This is a genomic window from Streptomyces sp. NPDC057280 (assembly GCF_042668605.1).
Lineage (GTDB): Bacteria > Actinomycetota > Actinomycetes > Streptomycetales > Streptomycetaceae > Streptomyces.
This window is the reverse complement of record NZ_JBHUYR010000007.1, coordinates 211,099-231,217: the sequence shown is the minus strand read 5'-3', so window position 1 is coordinate 231,217 and position 20,119 is coordinate 211,099. Positions and strand designations below refer to the sequence as shown.

The window sequence follows — 20,119 nt, the reverse complement described above, 5'->3', positions numbered from 1 at the left end:
TCGTGATCTGTGGATAACTCAGCGAACAGCTCGGGGCAGAGCTACTTCCACTGGGTGGAGACGCCGAACCCGGCGGCGATGAAGCCGAAGCCCACCACGATGTTCCAGTTGTCCAGCGCGTCGATGGGCAGGGAGCCGTCCGTCACGTAGAAGACGACGATCCAGGCCAGACCGATGACGAACAGGGCCAGCATCACGGGCGCGACCCAGGCGCGGCTGTTCAGCTTGATGCTGGTCGCCTGCTTCGCCGGCGGCGGCGTGTAATCGGCCTTCTTGCGGATACGTGACTTCGGCACGAGGGTCTCTCCTGTCGATGCGCTGCGTGGCCGCGCAGGTAGCTGGGTCGGGCTCGGGGCAGCGTACAAGGGGACACTGAGTGCTCCCCCGGGCGTCCGTTAGCGTAGTGCTTCCGCGGCGCCGAAGGAGATAAGGGTACGTTGAGCAATTCTGCCAACCCCCAGGGGATGGGATCCAGCCCTGCCCGCGGCCGACGTTTCCGGCCCGTGCGGTTGCTCACGGTGGCCGTCTTCGCGCTCGCGGGGCTCATTTTCTTCACCAGCTTCAACACGGCCAAGGGCACCAACATCCGCACGGACGCCTCGCTGCTGAAGCTGTCCGACCTGATCCTGGAGCGCAGCCACAAGAACGGTCAGCTCGACGAGTCCAACGGTGCCCTGCGTGACGACGTCGAGGCGCTGGCCGAGCGGGACGACGGCTCGACCAAGGCCGAGGACGAGAAGCTGGCGGCGCTGGAGAAGAAGGCGGGCACCCAGCCGCTGAAGGGCGAGGCGATCAGCGTCACGCTCAACGACGCCCCGCCGGACGCGACGGCCAAGCTCCCCGGCTATCCCGAGCCGCAGCCCGACTACCTCGTCATCCACCAGCAGGACCTCCAGGCCGTGGTCAACGCGCTGTGGCAGGGCGGCGCCCAGGGCATCAAGGTCATGGACCAGCGGCTGATCTCCACCAGCGCCGTGCGTTGCGTGGGCAACACGCTGATCCTGCAGGGCCGGGTCTACTCACCGCCGTACAAGATCACGGCGGTCGGGAACCCGGACAAGCTGAAGCAGTCGCTGGCCGCCAGCAAGGCGATCCAGAACTACATGGTCTACGTCAACGTCTACGGCCTCGGATGGAAAGTCGAGGACGACGGAGCGGTGACTCTGCCCGGCTACTCGGGCACAGTGGATCTGCAGTACGCCAAGCCTGTGGAGTAGGTCTCTCCGGGAGCCGCCGGTGCGAGTACGTCTCGTCGTCAGGACCCTCAGCGAACTCTGCATCACCGTCGGCGCGGTCATAGTCCTCTTCGTGGTCTACGTGCTCTTCTGGACCGGCGTGAAGGCCGACAACGTCATGGGCGAGCAGATCGACCAGCTTCAGGAGCAGTGGTCGAAGGGGCAGATGGAGCGGCCGAGGGCCACCGGGGGCGCCGAGGCCTCCGTGAGTCCGTCCGCTCCGGCGCCGTACAGGAAGGACAAGCCCTTCGCGATCATGTACATCCCGCGTCTTGGTTTCACGTGGAACAAGCCCGTGCTGGAGGGCACCGGGGTCGGGACGCTGAAGAAGGGGCTCGGTCACTACGTGCGGACCGCGCAGCTGGGCCAGGAGGGCAACTTCTCGGTGGCGGGGCACCGGCGGACGTACGGCGACCCGTTCAAGGACTTCCCGAAGCTGCGGCGCGGGGATGCGGTGGTGCTGACGGACGGGACGACCTGGTTCACGTATCGGATCGACAAAGGGCCCTACAAAACCGTACCCACGGACGTTGAGGTGATCGATCCTGTGCCACGTAACTCCGGGTATACGCGGTCGGGTCGTTATCTGACCCTGACCACGTGCGATCCGGAGTGGGGTCACAGCCACCGGTTGATCGTGTGGGCGCATCTGGACTCCACACAGCCTGTGGAGGCAGGGAGACCGGAGGCGCTGCGCCGTTAGTCTGGTGGCTGTACGGCGTGAGTCTGGTGCCGTGGTGCGACGGAAGGGACGGCATGTACGGCTGGATCTGGCGGCATCTGCCAGGGAACGCGTGGGTGAAAGCGCTGCTCTCACTCGTGCTGGCGCTTGCTGTGGTCTATGTCCTCTTCCAGTACGTCTTCCCGTGGGCCGAACCGCTGCTGCCCTTCAACGATGTGACGGTGGACAACCAGTGAGTGCGCGGATTCTCGTCGTCGACAACTACGACAGCTTCGTCTTCAACCTGGTGCAGTACCTGTACCAGCTGGGCGCCGAGTGCGAGGTGCTGCGCAACGACGAGGTGTCGACGGCGCACGCTCAGGACGGTTTCGACGGGGTCCTGCTGTCGCCGGGCCCGGGGACGCCGGAGGAGGCGGGCGTCTGCATCGAGATGGTCCGTCACTGCGCGGCGACCGGGGTGCCGGTCTTCGGCGTCTGCCTCGGCATGCAGTCGATGCAGGTGGCGTACGGCGGGGTCGTGGACCGCGCGCCGGAGCTGCTGCACGGCAAGACGTCGCTGGTGGAGCATGAGGGCAGGGGCGTTTTCGCGGGCCTGCCGACTCCCTTCACGGCGACCCGGTACCACTCGCTCGCGGCGGAGCCGGAGACGGTGCCGGCCGAGCTGGAGGTGACCGCCCGGACGCACGACGGCATCATCATGGGCCTGCGCCACCGTGAACTGCCCGTCGAGGGCGTCCAGTTCCATCCCGAGTCGGTGCTCACCGAGCACGGTCACCGGATGCTGGCCAACTGGCTGGTGGAGTGCGGCGACCAGGGTGCGGTGGCGCGATCTGCGGGGCTGGCCCCGGTGGTGGGCAGGGCCACGGCGTGACCGCACTGCGCCCCGAGCGCGAGTCGGAGGCCTCGTACGGGGAGCAGCAGCCGTACGAGCCCTACGAGCCTTATGTGCCGCCCCTCGATGACGAGACGGTGGCACTCAGGCTCTCCGACCTGTCGGAGCGAATAGGAGAGGCTACGTCGGCCTCTGGCGCCTCGTCCGCAACAGGAGTCACGGAGAGCCCCACGGGTGGCCGTGCGGCCCGCAGAAAGGCCGCCAAGCGGCGTGGCGGGCGTCATGGGGCCGGAGCGAGCTCCTCCACGGGGCCCGCGGAGCCTTCGGAGCCTTCGGCTGGCGAGGTGTCCTCCGCGCCGCTCTCCCGTGTGGAGGCCCGTCGGCGGGCGAAGGCCCGCAAGCCCAGTCCCGGGGTGCTCGTCAGCCGGGCGATCGGTGAGGTGTTCATCACCACGGGTGTGCTGATGCTGCTGTTCGTCACCTACCAGTTGTGGTGGACGAACGTCAGGGCGCACGCGCAGGCCGGCAAGGAGGCGAGCAACCTTCAGGAAGAGTGGGAGAGCGGGAAGCGGGCGCCGGGTGAGTTCGCGCCGGGCCAGGGCTTCGCTCTGCTCCACATCCCCAAGCTGGACGTTGTCGTGCCGATAGCCGAGGGCGTCAGCAACAAGAAGGTGCTCGACCGGGGCATGGTGGGTCACTACTCGGAGGGCCCGCTGAAGACGGCGATGCCGGGTGCGAAGAGCGGCAACTTCGGGCTGGCGGGCCACCGCAACACGCACGGCGAGCCGTTCAGGTACATCAACCGCCTGTCCAAGGGCGACGAGATCGTCGTAGAGACGCAGGACGACTATTACGTGTACAAGATGACGTCATCGCTTCCGGTGACGTCGCCGAGCAACACGAGCGTGCTGAATCCGGTGCCGCCGCAGTCCGGTTTCAAGGAGCCGGGCCGCTACATCACGCTCACCACGTGCACGCCGGAGTTCACCAGCAAGTACCGGTTGATCGTCTGGGGCAAGATGGTCGAGGAACGGCCGCGCAGCAAGGGCAAGCCGGATGCGCTCGTCAGTTAAGGGCAGATGACCAAGTGGCAGCCACCACCGACCACCAAGAGCACACCGACACGCCCCCTGCTCCGCGCCGCCGCCGCGGCATGGGCCCGATCGCGACGGCGGTCAGTGTCTTCGGTGAACTCCTCATCACGGCGGGTCTGGTCCTGGGCCTGTTCGTCGTCTACTCCCTGTGGTGGACGAACGTCATCGCCGACCGCGCGGCCGACAAGCAGGCCGACAGGGTCCGCGACAACTGGGCCCAGGACACGGGTCCGGGAGCCCTGGACACCGGCGCCGGCATCGGCTTCCTGCACGTCCCGGCGATGAAGAACGGCGAGGTCCTGGTCGAGAAGGGCACGTCGACGAAGATCCTGAACGACGGCGTGGCCGGCTACTACACGGACCCGGTCAAGGCCACGCTTCCCATGTCCGACAAGGACGGCAACTTCTCCCTGGCCGCCCACCGTGACGGCCACGGCGCCAAGTTCCACAACATCGACAAGATCGAGAAGGGCGACCCGATCGTCTTCGAGACGAAGGACAAGTGGTACGTCTACAAGGCGTACGCGATCCTCCCGGAGACGTCGAAGTACAACGTCAAGGTGCTCGGCGCGATCCCCAAGGAGTCCGGCAAGAAGAAGGCCGGCAAGTACATCACCCTGACGACCTGCACGCCGGTGTACACGTCGCGGTATCGGTATGTGGTGTGGGGGGAGTTGGTGCGGGTGGAGAAGGTGGATGGGGAGCGGACGTTGCCGAAGGAACTGCGCTGACTGAGCTCCTTGAAGGAGCCCAGTCGCCTAGCATGACGGAGGCCCGAAGCCGCAACTATCCTTTGCGGCTTCGGGCCTTGTCACGTCTTCGTGCCTACCCCCAGGGCCTTCAGAGGTTCCCCGGTGCTCCACTCCTCCAGCACGCCGCGGTGTACGGCGGTGATGCCCGTCTCGGCGGCGAGGGCGAGGGCCTCGGGAGTGAAGGGGCACGTTGCGACGAAGAGGGCCACTTCCGCGCTGTACAGCACCTTTGCCGAGCCGATGAACTTCTGGATGTCGGAGCTGGCGATGCTGAGGTAGGGGGCGCGCCTCTTGCACTGGACGACCATGCGTCGTCCGTCGGCTGTGAGCCCGATGAGGTCGACGCCTCTGTCTCCCTGACCACCCTGTACGACGACGTTGGTGCAGCCGTCCCTGATCAGCAGCTTGGCGATGTGGCGCTCGAATGTCTGGCCGTTCATGGCGTCCATGGCGGCCATGACGCCGATGGCGGGCCGGTCGTCCCGTACCCCTTCGAGCCGCTTCAGTCGCTCGTGGTGCTGGTGGAGCCGCCGCTCGATGCGCTGGACTCCTGACCGCAGGGCGATCAGCTCCTTGCGGTGTTCGCCCGAGGTTTCGATCAGGGCGTTGAACATGGGGACGACCGTCTTGCCGAGGATGTGGGTGATGCGTTGGTCGATGCGGGTGTCGAGTTCGTCGGGGGCTGTGGGTGCTGTGGGGGCCGGGTTTTCCACAAGCTGGGTGCGGGCCAGGTACTCCATGTCCAGGAGGTACACACGCACCTGACGTGCGACTTCGCTGTCGCGGAGGAGCATGGCGACGTTGAGGACGGCTCGGCGGGAGAAGAGCGCGAGAGCTTTGGAGCGGGACTGAATCCCACTGGCCCTCTTAAAGAGGGCCAGTCGCGTACCTGTGAGAACTTGGTAGCCATTGGCTGCCAGCTCCTCCCGATGATCCTCCACGAGTGACTCAAGGGTCTTGACGGTGACCTCGAAGTACGCCGCCACCATCGCCGTAGCCACATGCATCCCATCCGGCAGCAGCGACAACGCCTTGACTCTGTCGAGTACGTCCGTGCGCTCCAGCACGCTGTTGCGCAGGCTCTTCGACTCCAGCAGCGCGGATTCGTTGATCATGACTCGCCTTTCCGTTCGGGGTGTGGACTGATCAACGAGTTGTCGTATGTAAGGGCACGAGCACGACCGAGCCCCGGCCCCCTGAGATTCAGGGAACCGGGGCTCAGTCGTGCGGGCGCCTATCCGGTGGTGCCTCCGAAGAAGCCTCCGCCGCCGTTGTTGCCGCCGCCCTGGTCGGTGGTGAACAGGGTGACGGTGTCGCCCTTGTTGACCGTGCTGCCCGGTTGCGGGTTGGAGGTGACGACCGTGGCGTTGCCGTCCTGGGAGCCCTGGACCTGAACCTGCAGGCCCAGGCCCTGGAGCGTGTTCCTGACGTCGTTCAGCTTCTTGCCCGCGATGTCCTGCGGGATCTGGACCTGCTGGTTCTCCTTGGCCTTGCCGATGTGGATCGTCACCGTGGAGCCCTTGTCGACCGAGTTGCCGATGCCGGGGTCGGTGCTGATGACCTTGTTGACCAGGTTGGCGTCGTCGGTCTCCGTGTCGGTGACGCAGTTGCCGGTGAGGTCGTTCTCGGTCATCGCGGCCTTGGCTTCGTCGCACGACTTGCCGGCGACGTCCGGGACCGTGGACTTCTTGACCTCGACGGCGACCGTGAGGGTGATTTCGGAGCCCTTCTCCACCTGCTTGTTGAAGACCGGGTCCTGGTCGAGGACGGAGCCTGCTTCCTCCGTGGACTCCTTTTCCTTCTTCTTGACGACCAGCCCGAAGTCCGGGCCCTCGAGCCTCGCCTTGGCATCGTCGAACTGGTCGCCGATCACGCTCGGCACGGTGACCTTCGGGGCGCCTGTCGAGACCACCAGCTCGACGGTGGACTTCTTCTCGACCTTGGTGCCCGGGTCGGGGTTCTGGTCGCAGATGTTGCCCTTGGGCTGGTCTTCGCACTCCTTCTTGGTGAAGGTCAGCTGTAGATCGCTGTTCGTCGCCATGGTCTTGGCGTTCGCTTGCGTCTCGCCGACGAACGTAGGCACCGCCACCTTGTCATCGGCCGCGTTGTTGCCACTGAACGCCCACTTCCCGATCAGGATCGCGCCGATCAGGACCAGGACGGCCGCCACGACCAGCAGGATTGTGGAGGTGTTGTTCTTCTTCTGGCGGCGGCGGTCGGGGCGGTCGTCGTAGCCGTAGCCGTCGTCGCCCGGGGGCATCGGCGGGAGCATCGACGTGGCGCCGGCGTCCGTGGAGCGGAGCGCGGTGGTCGGCTGGTCGTCGGGGTAGCCGCCGTAGCCGACCGAACCCATCGCCGCCGTCGCCGCGACCGGCTGGCCGTCGAGGCATGCCTCGATGTCCATGCGCATCTCGTCGGCGGACTGGTAGCGGTAGTTCGGGTCCTTGACCAGGGCCTTCAGGACGATGGCGTCCATTTCCGGAGTGATCTCCGGGTCGAAGACCGACGGGGGCTGGGCCTCTTCGCGGACGTGCTGGTAGGCCACCGCGACAGGGGAGTCGCCCACGAACGGGGGGCGGACCGTCAGGAGCTCGTAGAGAAGGCAGCCCGTCGAGTAGAGGTCGGACCTCGCGTCGACCTGCTCGCCCTTCGCCTGCTCCGGTGACAGGTACTGTGCCGTGCCGATCACCGCGGACGTCTGGGTCATCGTCATGCCGGAGTCGCCCATCGCGCGGGCGATGCCGAAGTCCATGACCTTGACCTGGCCGTTGCGCGTCAGCATGACGTTGGCCGGCTTGATGTCGCGGTGGACGATCTGGTTGCGGTGGGAGTACTCGAGGGCCTGGAGGATGCCGATCGTCATCTCCATGGCCCGCTCCGGCAGGAGCTTGCGGCCGGAGTGGAGCAGCTCGCGGAGAGTGGAGCCGTCGACGTACTCCATGACGATGTACGGGATCGAGACCCCGTCGATGTAGTCCTCGCCCGTGTCGTAGACCGCGACGATCGCGGGATGGTTGAGCGAGGCGGCCGACTGGGCCTCCCGGCGGAACCGGGCCTGGAAGGACGGGTCGCGCGCGAGGTCGGCGCGCAGCGTCTTCACCGCCACGGTGCGGCCGAGACGGGTGTCATGCGCGAGGTAGACCTCCGCCATGCCACCACGACCGAGCACCTGGCCCAGTTCGTACCGGCCGCCGAGGCGACGCGGCTCTTCCATAGTTCCCTACCAGCCCTCTCCGTCGGTCCCGACCGGCACTGGTGTGCGGTCGGGGGCTGCCGTCCGGGCCTACCGTACCCGGCTGGCTTTGTGTGACCTGGCCAAGCCCGTCACCCGATACAGGACCGGTATCGCAACGTGCACCGATGTGAAGGGGACGTGATGGGGGTCACTTCTTGGAGTTGATGACCGCCTCCATGACGCTCTTGGCGATCGGTGCCGCGAGGCCGCTGCCGGAGATGTCCTCGCGGACGGCGTTCTCGTCCTCGACGACCACGGCCACGGCGACCGGCTTGCTGCCGTCGCTGAGCTTGGCGTACGAGATGAACCAGGCATACGGGTTCTTGCTGTTGTTCTCGCCGTGCTGGGCGGTACCGGTCTTGCCGCCGACCGTGACTCCGTTGCCGATCTGGGCGGTCTTGCCGGTGCCCTTCTCGACCACGGTCTCCATCATCGACTGCAGGATCTGCGCGTTGTCCGGAGACAGCGGCTGGCTCAGCTCCGCCGGGTCGTTCTTCGCGATGGTGTCCAGGTTCGGGGCCTGGAGTTCGTCGACCATGTACGGCTTCATGAGCTTGCCGTCGTTGGCGACCGCGGAGGCGACCATGGCCATCTGGAGCGGGGTGGCGGCGGTGTTGAACTGGCCGATGGAGGACAGGGCGACCTGGGAGTCGTTCATGTCGTCGGAGAAGACGGAGGCGCTGGAGCGGACCGGGGTGAACTGCTCCTCGGTGAAGCCGAACTTCTTGGCCTCGTCCAGCATCTTGTCGTTGCCGAGGTCGTAGCCGGCCTTGCCGAAGACGGTGTTGCAGGACCACTGCAGGGCGACGCGCAGGGTGGCGTTCTTGCAGGGGATGTTGCCCTCGTTCTTCAGCTCGGTCCTGGTGCCGGGCATGGTCCAGGGCAGCGGCGACTTGGTGTTCTCGTCGGCGCTGGAGTACAGGCCGTTCTCCAGGGCCGCTGCGGCGGTGACGACCTTGAAGGTCGAGCCGGGCGGGTAGACCTCGCGCAGGGCCCGGTTGAGCATCGGGTCGTCGGGGTTGTTCTTCTTGTCGAGCTTCTTCCAGGCCTCGGCGTCCGAGTCGCCGCCGCCGGCGATCGTCCCGGGGTCGTAGGACGGGTAGGAGGCCAGTGCCAGGATCTTGCCGGTGGACGGCTCCAGGGCGACGACAGCGCCCTTGCCGCGCTTGGCGAGGCCCTCGTAGGCGGCCTTCTGGGCGGCGGCGTTGAGGGTGGTGACGACGTTGCCGCCCTCCTTCGCCTTGCCCGTGATCATGTCGAGGGTGTTGCGGAAGAAGAGCCGGTCGTCGTTGCCGGTGAGGATGCCGTCCTCGATGGACTCGAGCTGGTTGGCGCCGTAGGCCTGGGACACGAAGCCGGTGACGGGCGCCCACATGGCGCCGTTCTTGTACGTGCGCTTGTACTTGAAGTCGCCGGTGGTCGTTTCCTTGTGCCCGGTGATGGCCTTGCCGTCGACGATGATGTCGCCGCGCGGGGTGGCGTACCGCTCGATGGCGACGCGGCGGTTGTCGGTGTCGGTCCGCAGTTCGTCCGCCTTGACGTACTGGAGCCAGTTGTCGCGGATGAGCAGGGCCAGGACGAGGAAGCCGCAGAAGAGTGCGATCCGGCGCAGGGGCTTGTTCATGACGGGCGGACCACCTGGGTCATCTCGGCGTCGGGGTTGGGGGCGGGGGCCGGCGCGGGACGGCGTGCGGTGTCGCTGATGCGCAGCAGGATGCCGATGAGGGCCCAGTTGGCGATGACGGACGAACCGCCGTACGCGACGAAGGGCAGCGTCATACCGGTCAGCGGGATGAGGCCCATGACACCGCCGGCGACGACGAAGACCTGCAGCGCGAAGGCGCCGGACAGGCCGACGGCGAGCAGCTTGCCGAAGGGGTCGCGGGCGGCGAGCGAGGTACGGATGCCGCGCTCCACGATCAGCCCGTAGAGCAGCAGGATCGCCATGACGCCGGCGAGGCCCAGCTCCTCGCCGAACGTGGCGAGGATGAAGTCGGAGTTGGCGGCGAAGCCGATGAGGTCGGAGTTGCCCTGCCCGAGCCCGGTGCCGAGGGTGCCGCCGGAGCCGAAGGCCCAGAGGGCCTGCATGGCTTGCTCGGAGTGGATGATGCCGTCCTGGACGCCGGAGCGGCTGAGCTCGAACTCGTGCATCGGGTTGAGCCACGCCTGCACACGGGTCTGGATGTGCGGCTCGAAGCTCGCCACGCCGACAGCGCCGACCGCGGACATGAGCAGACCGAAGATGATCCAGCTGGTCCGCTCGGTGGCGACGTACAGCATGATGATGAACATCCCGAAGAACAGCAGGGATGTGCCGAGGTCGGTTTCGAAGACCAGGATGAGGATCGACATCACCCAGACCACGAGGATCGGACCGAGGTCGCGGCCGCGCGGCAGGTACAGGCCCATGAAGCGGCGGCTGGCCAGGGCCAGGGCGTCTCTCTTGACCATGAGATAGCCGGCGAAGAACACGGCCAGGGCGATCTTCGCGAACTCACCGGGCTGGAGCGTGCCGAGGCCGGGGATCTTGATCCAGATCTTGGCGCCGTAGGTGGGCGCGGCGAGACCGGGGATCAACGGCATCACCAGCAGGAGCATGGCTCCGGCCATGGAGATGTAGGTGTAGCGCTGCAGGACGCGGTGGTCCTTCAGGAAGATCAGTACGACCACCAGCAGGGCGACGCCCATCGCCGAGTAGAGCAGCTGGCGCGGTGCCGCCTCCACGAAGGTGCGGCTCTGCTGCAGTCGTTTCGACTGGTCCAGTCGCCAGATGACGACAAGCCCGATGCCGTTCAGCAGCGTCGCCAGCGGCAGCAGCAGCGGATCCGCGTACGGCGCGAACTTGCGTACGACGAGATGGCCGACCCCCGCGAGCAGGCCGAGGCCCAGACCGTAGGCCAGGAGCCCGGCAGGCAGCTCGTCGTTGATGGCGAGGCCCACGTTGGCGTAGGCGAACACCGGGATGACGACCGCGAACACCAGCAGCGCGAGCTCGGTGTTGCGTCGGCTCGGCGTGCCGATCGAGCCGATCGTAGACGTGTGGTGCGTCGGCGAGTTGGTGGTACTGCTCATCGTGTGACGGGGCCTCTCACGTACCGCACTTGCCCGCGACCTGCTTCTCTTCGTCCGAGAGCGTGGGGCCGGGGGTGGGAGTGGGCGCGGTCGGGGTTGCGGACGCGTTCGGGGTCGGTGAGGTCGAGGTGTTCGGGCTGGGCGATGCCTTGGACGTCAGGGAGGAGCGGGTGGTTCCCGTGGTCCCTCCTGCCTCGCCTTCACCGGTCTTGGAGTTCTTCTTGCTCTCGGTCGCCTGCGCCTCGGCCACCTTGCGGCACGCGGAGGCCTGCACGGAGAGTTCGTCGATCTTCTTCTGAGCGGTCTTCAGACCGCCCTCCGCGATGGTGTTCTCGACGAGCTCCTGCTGGTACGGCTGCAGGTACTTGAGTTCGATCTTCGGGTAGTCCTTCTCCACCTTCGACAGCGAGACCCAGGCGAGGTCCTGGCTGATGCCGCGGTAGAGGGCGACGTGGTCGCCGTTGGCGGCGACGTAGTACTGCGTCTGGGTCCAGCGGTAGCCGCCGTAGAGCCCGCCGCCGATGACGCCGAGGGCGAGCGCGATGTAGAAGGATCTCTTCAGCCACTTACGGCCCTTGCGGGGCTTGACGAAGTCGTCGTCGGAGTAGCCGCCGAAGCCGTCGGTGGAGATGAATCCGGTGACGTCGCCGGAGCCGGGCGGGCCGAACTCGCCGCCCCCGCCGCCCTGTCCGGGCACCTGGCGGCCGAGCCCGGAGGCGCGGCCGGCGGGGGTCTGCATGATGCCGTTGTCGTGCAGCTGGTGCTGGTTCTCGGCGACCGCGCCGACCACGACCGGGGTGTCGGAGAGCTGCCCGGCGAGGGTGTCACCGGTGTCGAGGTCGAGGACGTCGGCGACGATGACGGTGATGTTGTCGGGGCCGCCGCCGCGCAGCGCGAGCTGGATCAGCTCCTGCACGGTCTCCTGCGGGCCCTGGTAGCTGGCGAGGGTCTCTTCCAGGGTCTGGTGGGAGACGACGCCGGACAGGCCGTCGGAGCAGATCAGGTAGCGGTCGCCGGCGCGGACCTCGCGGATGGAGAGGTCGGGTTCGACGTGTTCGCCGCTGCCCAGTGCGCGCATGAGGAGGGAGCGCTGGGGGTGGGTGGTGGCCTCTTCCTCGGTGATGCGGCCCTCGTCGACCAGGCGCTGCACCCAGGTGTGGTCCTGCGTGATCTGGGTGAGGACGCCGTCGCGCAGCAGGTACGCGCGGGAGTCGCCGACGTGGACGAGTCCGAGGCGCTGGCCGGTCCACAGGAGGGCGGTGAGCGTTGTGCCCATGCCTTCGAGCTGCGGGTCCTCCTCGACCATGGAGCGCAGCTGGTCGTTGGCGCGCTGCACGGCGATGCCGAGGGAGGTGAGGACGTCGGAGCCGGGGACGTCGTCGTCGAGGGCGACGATGGTGGAGATGGCCTCGGAGGAGGCGACCTCACCGGCGGCGGCGCCGCCCATGCCGTCGGCGATCGCGAGCAGTCGGGGACCGGCGTACCCGGAGTCCTCGTTGCCCTCCCGGATCATGCCTTTGTGCGATCCGGCGGCGAAGCGCAGTGACAGACTCATGCGCACCTCGCCCGTCGGCTCCGGATACATCCGCACGGTGCCCACCCTCCGGTCGGGAGCGCGCCGGGGCCCGGGGTGGGGGCCGCTGCGTGCTCGCTCCGCTCGCGCCTATTCATGATGTAGCACTACTTCCGCAGCTCGATGACGGTCTTGCCGATGCGGATCGGCGCGCCCAGCGGAATCGGTGTGGGGGTCGTCAGCCGGCTTCGGTCCAGGTACGTGCCGTTGGTGGAGCCGAGGTCCTCGACGATCCACTGGCCGTCCCGGTCCGGGTAGATCCGGGCGTGGCGGCTGGAGGCGTAGTCGTCGTCCAGCACGATGGTGCTGTCGTGCGCCCGGCCGAGCGTGATGGTCTGGCCCTGGAGCGCGACGGTGGTGCCGGTGAGGGTGCCCTCGGAGACGACCAGCTTGGTGGGGGCGTTGCGGCCGCGGCGGCCGCCGGCGCTCTGCTGGCGCTGCTGCGGAGGCGCCTGCTGGCGCTGGGCCTGCTGCGGCCGGGCGGCCTCACGCCGGGAGCCGCGCTGGGTGACGCGCGTACCGAACAGGTCGCTGCGGATGACCTGCACGGCCACGATCACGAACAGCCACAGTACGGCCAGGAAACCCAGCCGCATGACCGTGAGGGTCAGCTCTGACATTGCCCCCGCTTCACCCTTCGGCTTGCCTATAGATAACGGTGGTGCTGCCCACGACGATCCGCGAGCCGTCGCGGAGCGTAGCGCGGGTGGTGTGCTGTCCGTCCACCACGATGCCGTTGGTGGACCCGAGATCCTGGATCGTCGAGGGCGAACCGGTCCGGATCTCGCAGTGCCGGCGGGAGACGCCGGGGTCGTCGATCCGCACGTCGGCCTCGGTGCTGCGGCCCAGCACGAGCGTCGCGCGGGAGATCTGATGGCGGGCGCCGTTGATCTCGATCCAGTGGCGGGTGCGGCCGCCGGGCGCCGGGGCGCCGACGGGACCGCCGGCGCGCGGGGCCTGGCCGGGTTGCGGGTAGCCGTAGCCGCCGGGGCGTCCGCCGGGGGGCGGCGCGGCCGGCATGGGAGGGGCGCCGGCGGGCGCGGCGGCCGGCGGGTAGCCGTAGCCGCTCGGCGCGGTGGGCCGCGCGGCCGGTGCGCCCGGCGTTCCGGGGGCCTGCTGGTCGGTGGAGGAGGCGAGCGTACGGCTGCGCACCCGGTACAGGCCGGTGTCGAGGTCGTCGGCCTTCTCGAGGTGGACCTTGATGGGGCCCATGAAGGTGTAGCGCTGCTGCTTGGCGTAGTCGCGGACCATGCCGGCGAGTTCGTCGCCGAGCTGGCCGGAGTAGGGGCTGAGCCGCTCGAAGTCCGGCGTGCTCAGCTCCACGATGAAGTCGTTGGGTACGACGGTCCGGTCGCGGTTCCAGATCGTCGCGTTGTTGTCGCACTCGCGCTGGAGCGCGCCGGCGATCTCCACGGGCTGGACCTCGGACTTGAACACCTTGGCGAAGGTGCCGTTGACCAGACCTTCGAGACGCTGCTCGAACTTCTTCAGGACTCCCATGGGGCACCTCCTCCGTAGCTGCTGCCGTCCTGCACCCCGCAGAGCGGGTACTGCCTTACCTGGTACTGCACCTGGTACTGCTTACTGATCGTATCCACGCGCGGGTGGATCGGCTGGTTCCCCCTGTCGGCCTCGTCGACGGGTGTCGACGCCTCCGAAGTTCCCTGTGGAGCTCGTCTTCGAACTCCCGCGGCCGGCTCCTCCTTGTCAAGGATCGTAGAGGCGGCCGCAGACAAGTGTCCCGCACCTGACTGTGGACCCCGACCGGCTCCTGGGGAGACGGACGGGACCGGTACGAGGTTGATACGTGAAGCGGTCGACGTTGATACGTAGCCGGAGGGGCGGAGGTTCGGTGCCGTCCGACGAACGTCCTGGTCGGCTGCTGCCCCGGGGAAAGGGATGTGAACCCACCCCGGTCAGCGTGCTAATGTTCTGGGTGTCGGAAGGCGCCAGGCCCGAAAGGGAGCAGGGCCCGAAGACACACCCAATGCGCGGGTGGCGGAATAGGCAGACGCGCTGGATTCAGGTTCCAGTGCCCGCAAGGGCGTGGGGGTTCAACTCCCCCCTCGCGCACCAGCCGAAAGCCCCCAGGTCTTGAGACCTGGGGGCTTTCGCGTTGTCCGGACGCACATCCCGCGAGTGTCGGTGGTGAGGACAATCACATGATGTGCGGCCGGTGATGGGCACGTGATGTGCGGCCGGTGACGGGGCTAGGCGGCCAGGCGCTCGGTGAGTTCCTTCGCCCTGGTCGTCGCGTCCTCGAGGGCGCGCTCGCGGGAGGCCTCGTAGAGGGGGACCAGTTCGGTCATCGCCGGGTTCTGCGGGGCCATGGTCAGCTCCGGGACGATGAAGTGGACGTCCAGGCCGAGGGTGTCGGCGAGGACCGCCCGCAGGTAGGTCTGCACGTACTCGTAGTCCTCGCGCGGGGTGCCCGGCGCGTACGAGCCGCCGCGGCTGGCGACGACGGTGACCGGGGTCCCCTTGATCTTCGAGTCCTCCGTCATGAAGGTGCGGCCCCCCAGGATCACGTTGTCCAGCCAGGCCTTCAGGGTCGAGGGGATCCCGTAGTTGTACATAGGGGCGCCGATCAGCACCGCGTCCGCCCCTTCCAGCTCCTCGATCAGCGCCACGCGCGCGGCGAAGGCGGCGGCCTGCTCGGGGGTGTGGGTCGACGGATCGGAGAAGCCGGCGAGGTGGGCGTCGGCGGTGAGGTGCGGCACGGGGTCGGTGGCGAGGTCGCGGTAGATCACCGTGCCCTCCGGGTGCTGCTCCTCCCAGGTCCTGCGGAAGGCATCCGTGACGGAGCGGGAGGCGGAGGCGCCGTGCGGGAACACGGAAGAGTCGATGTGGAGCAGCGTGGCCATGGGCCCTCCAGGCAAGAGGCTCGCGTGAGCGGCTGAGGGAAGAGGCTCCCGTGAGCAGCTAATAATTCGTACTCGACTATGAATAACACAGGGACTTACTTTTTTTCATCCCCCTGCGGCCAGAGCAGTACTCTGGGGGCATGGCGGGCGAGCTGAGTCACGGCACCGAAGCGTGCAAGCGGGTCGACGACGGGATCAGCCGTGTCTTCCAGCTGCTGGGCAAGCGCTGGACCGGGCCGATCGTGGCCGTCCTCACCCCGGGACCGGCCTACTTCGTCGATCTGCGCCGGGCGGTGCCCGGCATCAGCGAACGGATGCTGTCCGACCGCCTCACCGAGCTCGCCGCCGCGGGACTCGTCGTGCGCGAGGTCGACGCGGGGCCGCCGCTGCGGGTGTCGTACCGGCTGACGGAGGCGGGGGCCGCGCTGGAGCCGGCGTTTGCGGAGCTGGGGCGGTGGGCCAAGCAGTACCTGCCGGGGGGCGGATGCTGAGCCGCACGATCAGGGGGCTGATGCTGAGCCGCATGGTCAGGGGGCGGATGCTGAGCCGCATGGTCAGGCGGTGGGTTTTCCACAGCGATGGAGTTGTCCACAGGGTCTGACGCGTTTCGGCCACCGGCTGTACGGTCTGCACGAGTTGATGTTCGGGCGCGTGCGTGTTCGGGGGAGGCGGTCGGGATGACCGAGGTCGGAGCAGAAGCTGCCGTGCGGGTTTCCGTGGAGGCGGGGCGCAGGCTGCCCCGGGTGCGCGGCTTCGCCGCATGGCCCGTGCAGGGGTCGCCCAAGGGGGAGGGCAAGTCGCTGCGGGGCAAGGTCCCGCGCGGCGCGCACGCCGCGCTCGACCTGGACGGCTCCCGTCCCGGCGCGGTCGCCGCGGTCGAGGAGTCCAGCAGCGGACGCCTGCCCCACCTCACCCCGATCCGCGTCGGACGGATGGCGGCCACGCCCTTCGCGTTCTTGCGCGGCTCCGCCGGACTCATGGCGTACGACCTGGCGCGCACCCCCATGACCCGGATCGTCGCCCAGATCTGCGGCGACGCCCACGCGGCCAACTTCGGTCTCTACGGTGACGCGCGCGGCGACCTCGTCATGGACCTCAACGACTTCGACGAGACGGTGCCGGGCCCCTGGGAGTGGGACCTCAAGCGGCTCGCGGCCTCGCTGGTGCTCGCCGGCCGGGAGGCGGGCGCGGACGAGGACACCTGCCGCCAGGCGGCGCACGGCGCGGTGGGCGCCTACCGCCGGACCATGCGCCTGCTCGCCAAGCTCCCGGTGCTGGACGCGTGGAACGCCATCGCGGACGAGGAGCTCGTCTCCCACACCGACGCCCATGACCTGGTCGGCACCCTCCAGCGGGTCTCCGAGAAGGCGCGGGCCAACACCAGCGGCCGGTTCGCCGCGAAGTCGACCGAGTCGACCGAGGACGGCGGGCGCCGCTTCGTCGACGCGGCGCCGGTGCTGCGCAGGGTGCCGGACGCGGAGGCCGCGGCCGTCGCCGGCTCCCTGGAGGAGTACCTGGACACGCTCTCCGAGGACCGCCTGCCGCTCCTGTCCCGGCACGCGGTCCACGACGTCGCGTTCCGCGTCGTCGGCACGGGCAGCGTCGGCACCCGCTCCTACGTCGTCCTGCTCCTCGACCACCGCGGCGAACCGCTGGTCCTGCAGGTGAAGGAGGCCCGTCCCTCGGCGCTGCTGCCGCACCTGGTGACCGCCGGCTTCGAGACGCCCGCCGCCGGGCACGAGGGCCGCCGGGTGGTGCTCGGGCAGAAGCGCATGCAGGTCGTCAGCGACATCCTGCTGGGCTGGACGACGGTCGAGGACCGGCCCTTCCAGGTACGGCAGTTCCGCAACCGCAAGGGCAGCGTCGACCCCGCCGCGCTCGCCGCCGACCAGATAGACGACTACGGCCGCATGACCGGCGCCCTCCTGGCCCGCGCCCACTCCCACAGCGCCGACCCGCGCCTGGTCGCCGGGTACTGCGGCAAGAGCGAGGAACTCGACGAGGCGATCGCGACGTTCGCCGTCACCTACGCCGACCGCACGGAGGCGGACCACGCGGAGCTGGTGGCGGCGGTGCGGGCGGGGCGGATCGCCGGAGAGATGGGGGTCTGAGCCGGGGGGGGGAGAGGAGAGCCGGGGGTCTGCGAAGGACCGGGGAGAGCTGGAGGTCTGCGGGACGGGTGAGAACCGGGGGTCTGCGGGGGACCGGGGAGAGATGGGTGCGGGGTCGGGTTGCGGCGTGCGCGGTGCCGGGTGGGCTTCCGGCGTGCGCGGTGCCTGGTGGGCGTGGGGGCCGGTGTACGCCGGGTCGGAGGCGGCGCCCCGGCCGTGGCCTACGCTGGTCGGGTGACGACCCCGGAAGCTGAGCAGGGTGGTGTCGCCGGCGGGACGCGGGCGGTGCCCGAGGAGGCTGCGCCCCGGTCCGAGGGCGATGAGCCCAGGCCCGAGGAGCGGCTCGAGCGGGCCGTGCGGGCCGCCGAGCAGGCGCTGATCGAGTACGAGATCGCGGTGGAGACCTTCCGGGTCGAGGTCGAGAACTTCTCGCGGCTGCACCATCAGAGGCTCGGCCCGATGTACACCCGCCTCGACGAGCTGGACGCGCAGATCGCCGAGGCCAGGGCCGCCCGCAGCGGTGATCCCGAGGACCGGCGCAAGGCGGACGAGGCCCGGGCCCGGGTGATGCCGATGCCGGCCGTGGAGGAGCTGTTCCACGGCTGGATGGACGGCGACGGGCTGTTCCCGGAGGCCGCCGCGATGCTCACCGACCAGCCGGTGCGGCCCCCGCAGCGGGTGCGGCCCAGCGACGAGGCCCGCAAGCTCTACCGCGAGCTGGCCCGCAAGGCCCACCCCGACCTGGCCCAGGACGACACCGAGCGGGCCCGGCGCGAGGAGTTCATCACCCGCGTCAACGCCGCCTACGGCCGCGGTGACGAACCGCTGCTGCGGGAGCTCGCCGAGGAGTGGGCGGCCGGACCCAAGCCGCCCGAGCAGGGGCCGTCGGAGAGCGAGGAGCTCTATGCCCGCCTGGAATGGCTCGCCCAGCGCAAGGAACTGCTGACCGTCGTCGCGCGGGAGCTGGAGGAGAGCGCGATCGGCGCCATGCTCCGCCTCGCGCCGGACGACCCCGACCGGCTCCTGGAGGAGATCGCCGAGCAGTTGCTGGCGCAGGTCGCGGAGCGGGAGCGGGAGCTGGCGGAGCTGCTGGGCGGGTAGCCGAGGCGTGGGTGAGGGGCGGACGTCTGCCGAGCAGCAGGGCTTCGGCCGGGCTCAGGTAGCCTCGGGCCATGAGTTTTGGAGCTGCTTTGCCTTCGGTGGACGTCGCCGGTGTTCCGGCCGACGCGCTCGTGCTGGACGTCCGTGAGGCCGAGGAGTGGGACGCCGGGCATGTCGAGGGCGCCCTGCACATCCCCATGAGCGACTTCGTGGCCCGGTTCGGTGAGGTGACCGAGGCGGTGGCGGAGGGGCGGCGCGCCTATGTGATGTGCCGCGTCGGCGGCCGTTCCGCGCAGGTCACGCAGTATCTGGTGCAGCAGGGCATCGACGCGGTGAACATCGAGGGCGGCATGCTGGCCTGGGAGGGCGCGGGCCGCCCGATGGTGACGGACAACGGCTCGCCCGCCTTCGTCCTGTAACAGCCGGGGCCGGCGTCAGCCCAGCGGGTGCGCTGCCAGCAGGTCGCCGAGGGCGTCCTCGTGGGCCGCCGCCGGGCCGAGCGACAGCTCCAGGTGCTTGGCCCAGGCGTGGTACCGGTGCAGCGGATAGTCGACGTCGGCGCCGAAGCCGCCGTGCAGATGCTGTGCCGTCTGCACGATCCGCCGGGCGCCCTCCGAGGCCCAGATCTTGGCGACGGCGACCTCACCGGAGACCGGCAGCGTCCCCTGCGCCCCGGCACCGAGCCGCCACGCGGCCTGCCACAGGGTGGCCTCCATGGCCTTGAGGTCGATGTAGCGGTCGGCGGCCTGCACGGCGACCGCCTGGAACGTGGCGACCGGGAACCCGAACTGCTCCCGCTTGCCGGTGTATTCGCTGGTCATGCGCAGCACCTGGCGCCCGAGCCCGAGCGCCTGCGCACAGGTCCCCACGGCCAGCAGATGACGCAGCCACTCCCAGGCGCCCTCGGCGTCGAGCACGTCCCGCGCCGCGATCCGCGCCGACTCCAGGCGCAGCTCGCCCAGCCGCTCCCCCGTCGTGGAGAACTGCTCGGCGAGGACCACCCCGGCACCGTCCGGCGCCACCAGCGCGAGCACCGGGTGACCGGATGCCGTGTGCGCAGGTACGACGACGAGGTCGGCGTCGTATGCCCACGGCACCGCCGTCTGCATCCCGTCCAGCACCCACTCGGCGCCCTCCTGCCGTGCGGTCACGGCGAGTTCGGCCGGGTCATGGCCGGTGCGGCCGCTCGCGGCGACCGTGAGGACCAGCTCACCGCGGCCCGCCCGCTCCAGCAGGGCGGACTTCAACTCTTCGCCGCCATACGCCTGTACGGCGGCCATGGCGGCGCTGCTCTCCAGCAGCGGCACCCGGGCCAGCACCTTCGCCGACTCGCTCAGCACCAGGCACAGGGCGACGGCGTCCAGGCCGGCACCGCCGTAGGCGCCGTCCAGCAGCAGACTGAGCAGGTCCGCGTCCGCGAGCTTCCGCCACAGCGCGCGGTCGAAGGTGTCGGCGACGGCGCCCACGGCGAGCGCGGGGCTGGGGACCGCGTCCGGTGCGACCCCGGCGAAGACCCCGCGCGCCGCCTCGGCCGCCGCCTGCTGCTCCTCGGTGAAGCTGAAGTCCAC

General features: G+C 69.0%; 20 protein-coding genes and 1 tRNA gene. 11 read left to right on the top strand and 10 right to left on the bottom strand.

Translation table 11 applies throughout. The annotated features are described in order from the left end of the window. Window positions 1-41: 41 nt before the first annotated feature. A complete protein-coding gene (crgA, locus tag ACFUO4_RS33425) occupies window positions 42-296 on the bottom strand; it encodes a cell division protein CrgA (RefSeq protein WP_059194346.1) in 255 nt (84 codons plus the stop codon). Between the two features lie 141 nt (window positions 297-437). Here crgA and ACFUO4_RS33420 point away from each other — a divergent pair, with 141 nt between their 5' ends. From ACFUO4_RS33420 to ACFUO4_RS33395, 6 genes are read left to right on the top strand one after another with little or no spacing between them, the layout of a single operon-like run. Beyond that, on the top strand, window positions 438-1,217 hold the full coding sequence (locus ACFUO4_RS33420) for a DUF881 domain-containing protein (RefSeq protein ID WP_383491880.1): 780 nt from the start codon (window positions 438-440) through the stop codon (window positions 1,215-1,217). A 19-nt stretch (window positions 1,218-1,236) separates the two neighbouring features. After that, window positions 1,237-1,938 (top strand): class E sortase, encoded by a 702-nt coding sequence (locus ACFUO4_RS33415; protein ID WP_079312248.1) that lies wholly within the window; start codon window positions 1,237-1,239, stop codon window positions 1,936-1,938. A gap of 17 nt (window positions 1,939-1,955) precedes the next feature. After that, window positions 1,956-2,153, top strand: coding sequence for a hypothetical protein (locus tag ACFUO4_RS33410; protein WP_165951216.1), 198 nt, complete (start codon window positions 1,956-1,958; stop codon window positions 2,151-2,153). Further along, on the top strand, window positions 2,150-2,788 hold the full coding sequence (locus ACFUO4_RS33405) for an aminodeoxychorismate/anthranilate synthase component II (protein ID WP_079312246.1): 639 nt from the start codon (window positions 2,150-2,152) through the stop codon (window positions 2,786-2,788). The genes ACFUO4_RS33410 and ACFUO4_RS33405 overlap by 4 nt, the downstream gene beginning before the upstream one ends. Then, window positions 2,785-3,822 carry a class E sortase gene (locus ACFUO4_RS33400; protein WP_383491877.1) on the top strand — a complete coding sequence of 346 codons (1,038 nt, stop codon included), beginning with the start codon at window positions 2,785-2,787 and terminating at the stop codon, window positions 3,820-3,822. The genes ACFUO4_RS33405 and ACFUO4_RS33400 overlap by 4 nt, the downstream gene beginning before the upstream one ends. A 14-nt stretch (window positions 3,823-3,836) precedes the next feature. Beyond that, window positions 3,837-4,574, top strand: coding sequence for a class E sortase (locus tag ACFUO4_RS33395; protein ID WP_079312242.1), 738 nt, complete (start codon window positions 3,837-3,839; stop codon window positions 4,572-4,574). Between the two features lie 80 nt (window positions 4,575-4,654). Here ACFUO4_RS33395 and ACFUO4_RS33390 read toward each other — a convergent pair whose 3' ends face one another. From ACFUO4_RS33390 to ACFUO4_RS33360, 7 genes are all read right to left on the bottom strand, one after another. Then, the gene (locus tag ACFUO4_RS33390; protein ID WP_383491875.1) at window positions 4,655-5,662 is read right to left on the bottom strand and encodes a restriction endonuclease; all 1,008 of its coding nucleotides are present in this window, start codon (window positions 5,660-5,662) and stop codon (window positions 4,655-4,657) included. 167 nt (window positions 5,663-5,829) lie between these two features. Continuing rightward, window positions 5,830-7,809: a Stk1 family PASTA domain-containing Ser/Thr kinase gene (pknB, locus tag ACFUO4_RS33385; RefSeq protein WP_383491873.1), complete on the bottom strand. Its 1,980-nt coding sequence runs from the start codon at window positions 7,807-7,809 to the stop codon at window positions 5,830-5,832. 169 nt (window positions 7,810-7,978) lie between these two features. Next, window positions 7,979-9,454, bottom strand: a complete 1,476-nt coding sequence (locus ACFUO4_RS33380; protein WP_383491871.1) for a peptidoglycan D,D-transpeptidase FtsI family protein — start codon at window positions 9,452-9,454, stop codon at window positions 7,979-7,981. After that, the gene (locus ACFUO4_RS33375; RefSeq protein ID WP_079312236.1) at window positions 9,451-10,902 is read right to left on the bottom strand and encodes an FtsW/RodA/SpoVE family cell cycle protein; all 1,452 of its coding nucleotides are present in this window, start codon (window positions 10,900-10,902) and stop codon (window positions 9,451-9,453) included. Before ACFUO4_RS33375 ends, ACFUO4_RS33380 begins: the two co-directional genes overlap by 4 nt. A gap of 16 nt (window positions 10,903-10,918) precedes the next feature. Then, window positions 10,919-12,487, bottom strand: a complete 1,569-nt coding sequence (locus ACFUO4_RS33370; RefSeq protein ID WP_079312264.1) for a Stp1/IreP family PP2C-type Ser/Thr phosphatase — start codon at window positions 12,485-12,487, stop codon at window positions 10,919-10,921. A gap of 95 nt (window positions 12,488-12,582) precedes the next feature. Beyond that, the gene (locus ACFUO4_RS33365; protein ID WP_079312234.1) at window positions 12,583-13,095 is read right to left on the bottom strand and encodes an FHA domain-containing protein; all 513 of its coding nucleotides are present in this window, start codon (window positions 13,093-13,095) and stop codon (window positions 12,583-12,585) included. Between the two features lie 10 nt (window positions 13,096-13,105). Then, complete coding sequence (locus ACFUO4_RS33360) at window positions 13,106-13,975, bottom strand: FhaA domain-containing protein (RefSeq protein ID WP_383491869.1); 870 nt, start codon at window positions 13,973-13,975, stop codon at window positions 13,106-13,108. A 489-nt stretch (window positions 13,976-14,464) separates the two neighbouring features. On the opposite strand from ACFUO4_RS33360, the gene ACFUO4_RS33355 reads away from it, so the two are divergent. Beyond that, window positions 14,465-14,551: transfer RNA gene (locus ACFUO4_RS33355), tRNA-Leu, on the top strand. Between the two features lie 134 nt (window positions 14,552-14,685). On the opposite strand, the gene ACFUO4_RS33350 is transcribed toward ACFUO4_RS33355, so the two are convergent. Next, window positions 14,686-15,339, bottom strand: coding sequence for an FMN-dependent NADH-azoreductase (locus ACFUO4_RS33350; RefSeq protein ID WP_383491867.1), 654 nt, complete (start codon window positions 15,337-15,339; stop codon window positions 14,686-14,688). A 140-nt stretch (window positions 15,340-15,479) separates the two neighbouring features. Here ACFUO4_RS33350 and ACFUO4_RS33345 point away from each other — a divergent pair, with 140 nt between their 5' ends. The 4 genes from ACFUO4_RS33345 to ACFUO4_RS33330 all read left to right on the top strand — a co-directional run bounded on the left by ACFUO4_RS33345 (window position 15,480) and on the right by ACFUO4_RS33330 (window position 18,970). After that, the gene (locus ACFUO4_RS33345; protein ID WP_383491865.1) at window positions 15,480-15,830 is read left to right on the top strand and encodes a winged helix-turn-helix transcriptional regulator; all 351 of its coding nucleotides are present in this window, start codon (window positions 15,480-15,482) and stop codon (window positions 15,828-15,830) included. A 186-nt stretch (window positions 15,831-16,016) separates the two neighbouring features. Further along, window positions 16,017-17,450, top strand: coding sequence for a DUF2252 domain-containing protein (locus ACFUO4_RS33340; RefSeq protein ID WP_383491863.1), 1,434 nt, complete (start codon window positions 16,017-16,019; stop codon window positions 17,448-17,450). Between the two features lie 234 nt (window positions 17,451-17,684). Beyond that, window positions 17,685-18,551, top strand: a complete 867-nt coding sequence (locus tag ACFUO4_RS33335) for a J domain-containing protein (protein ID WP_383491861.1) — start codon at window positions 17,685-17,687, stop codon at window positions 18,549-18,551. Window positions 18,552-18,622: 71 nt separating this feature from the next. Continuing rightward, window positions 18,623-18,970, top strand: a complete 348-nt coding sequence (locus ACFUO4_RS33330; RefSeq protein WP_383491859.1) for a rhodanese-like domain-containing protein — start codon at window positions 18,623-18,625, stop codon at window positions 18,968-18,970. 15 nt (window positions 18,971-18,985) lie between these two features. Here the strand turns inward: ACFUO4_RS33330 and ACFUO4_RS33325 are convergent, their stop codons facing one another. Beyond that, a complete protein-coding gene (locus tag ACFUO4_RS33325; protein ID WP_383491857.1) occupies window positions 18,986-20,119 on the bottom strand; it encodes an acyl-CoA dehydrogenase family protein in 1,134 nt (377 codons plus the stop codon).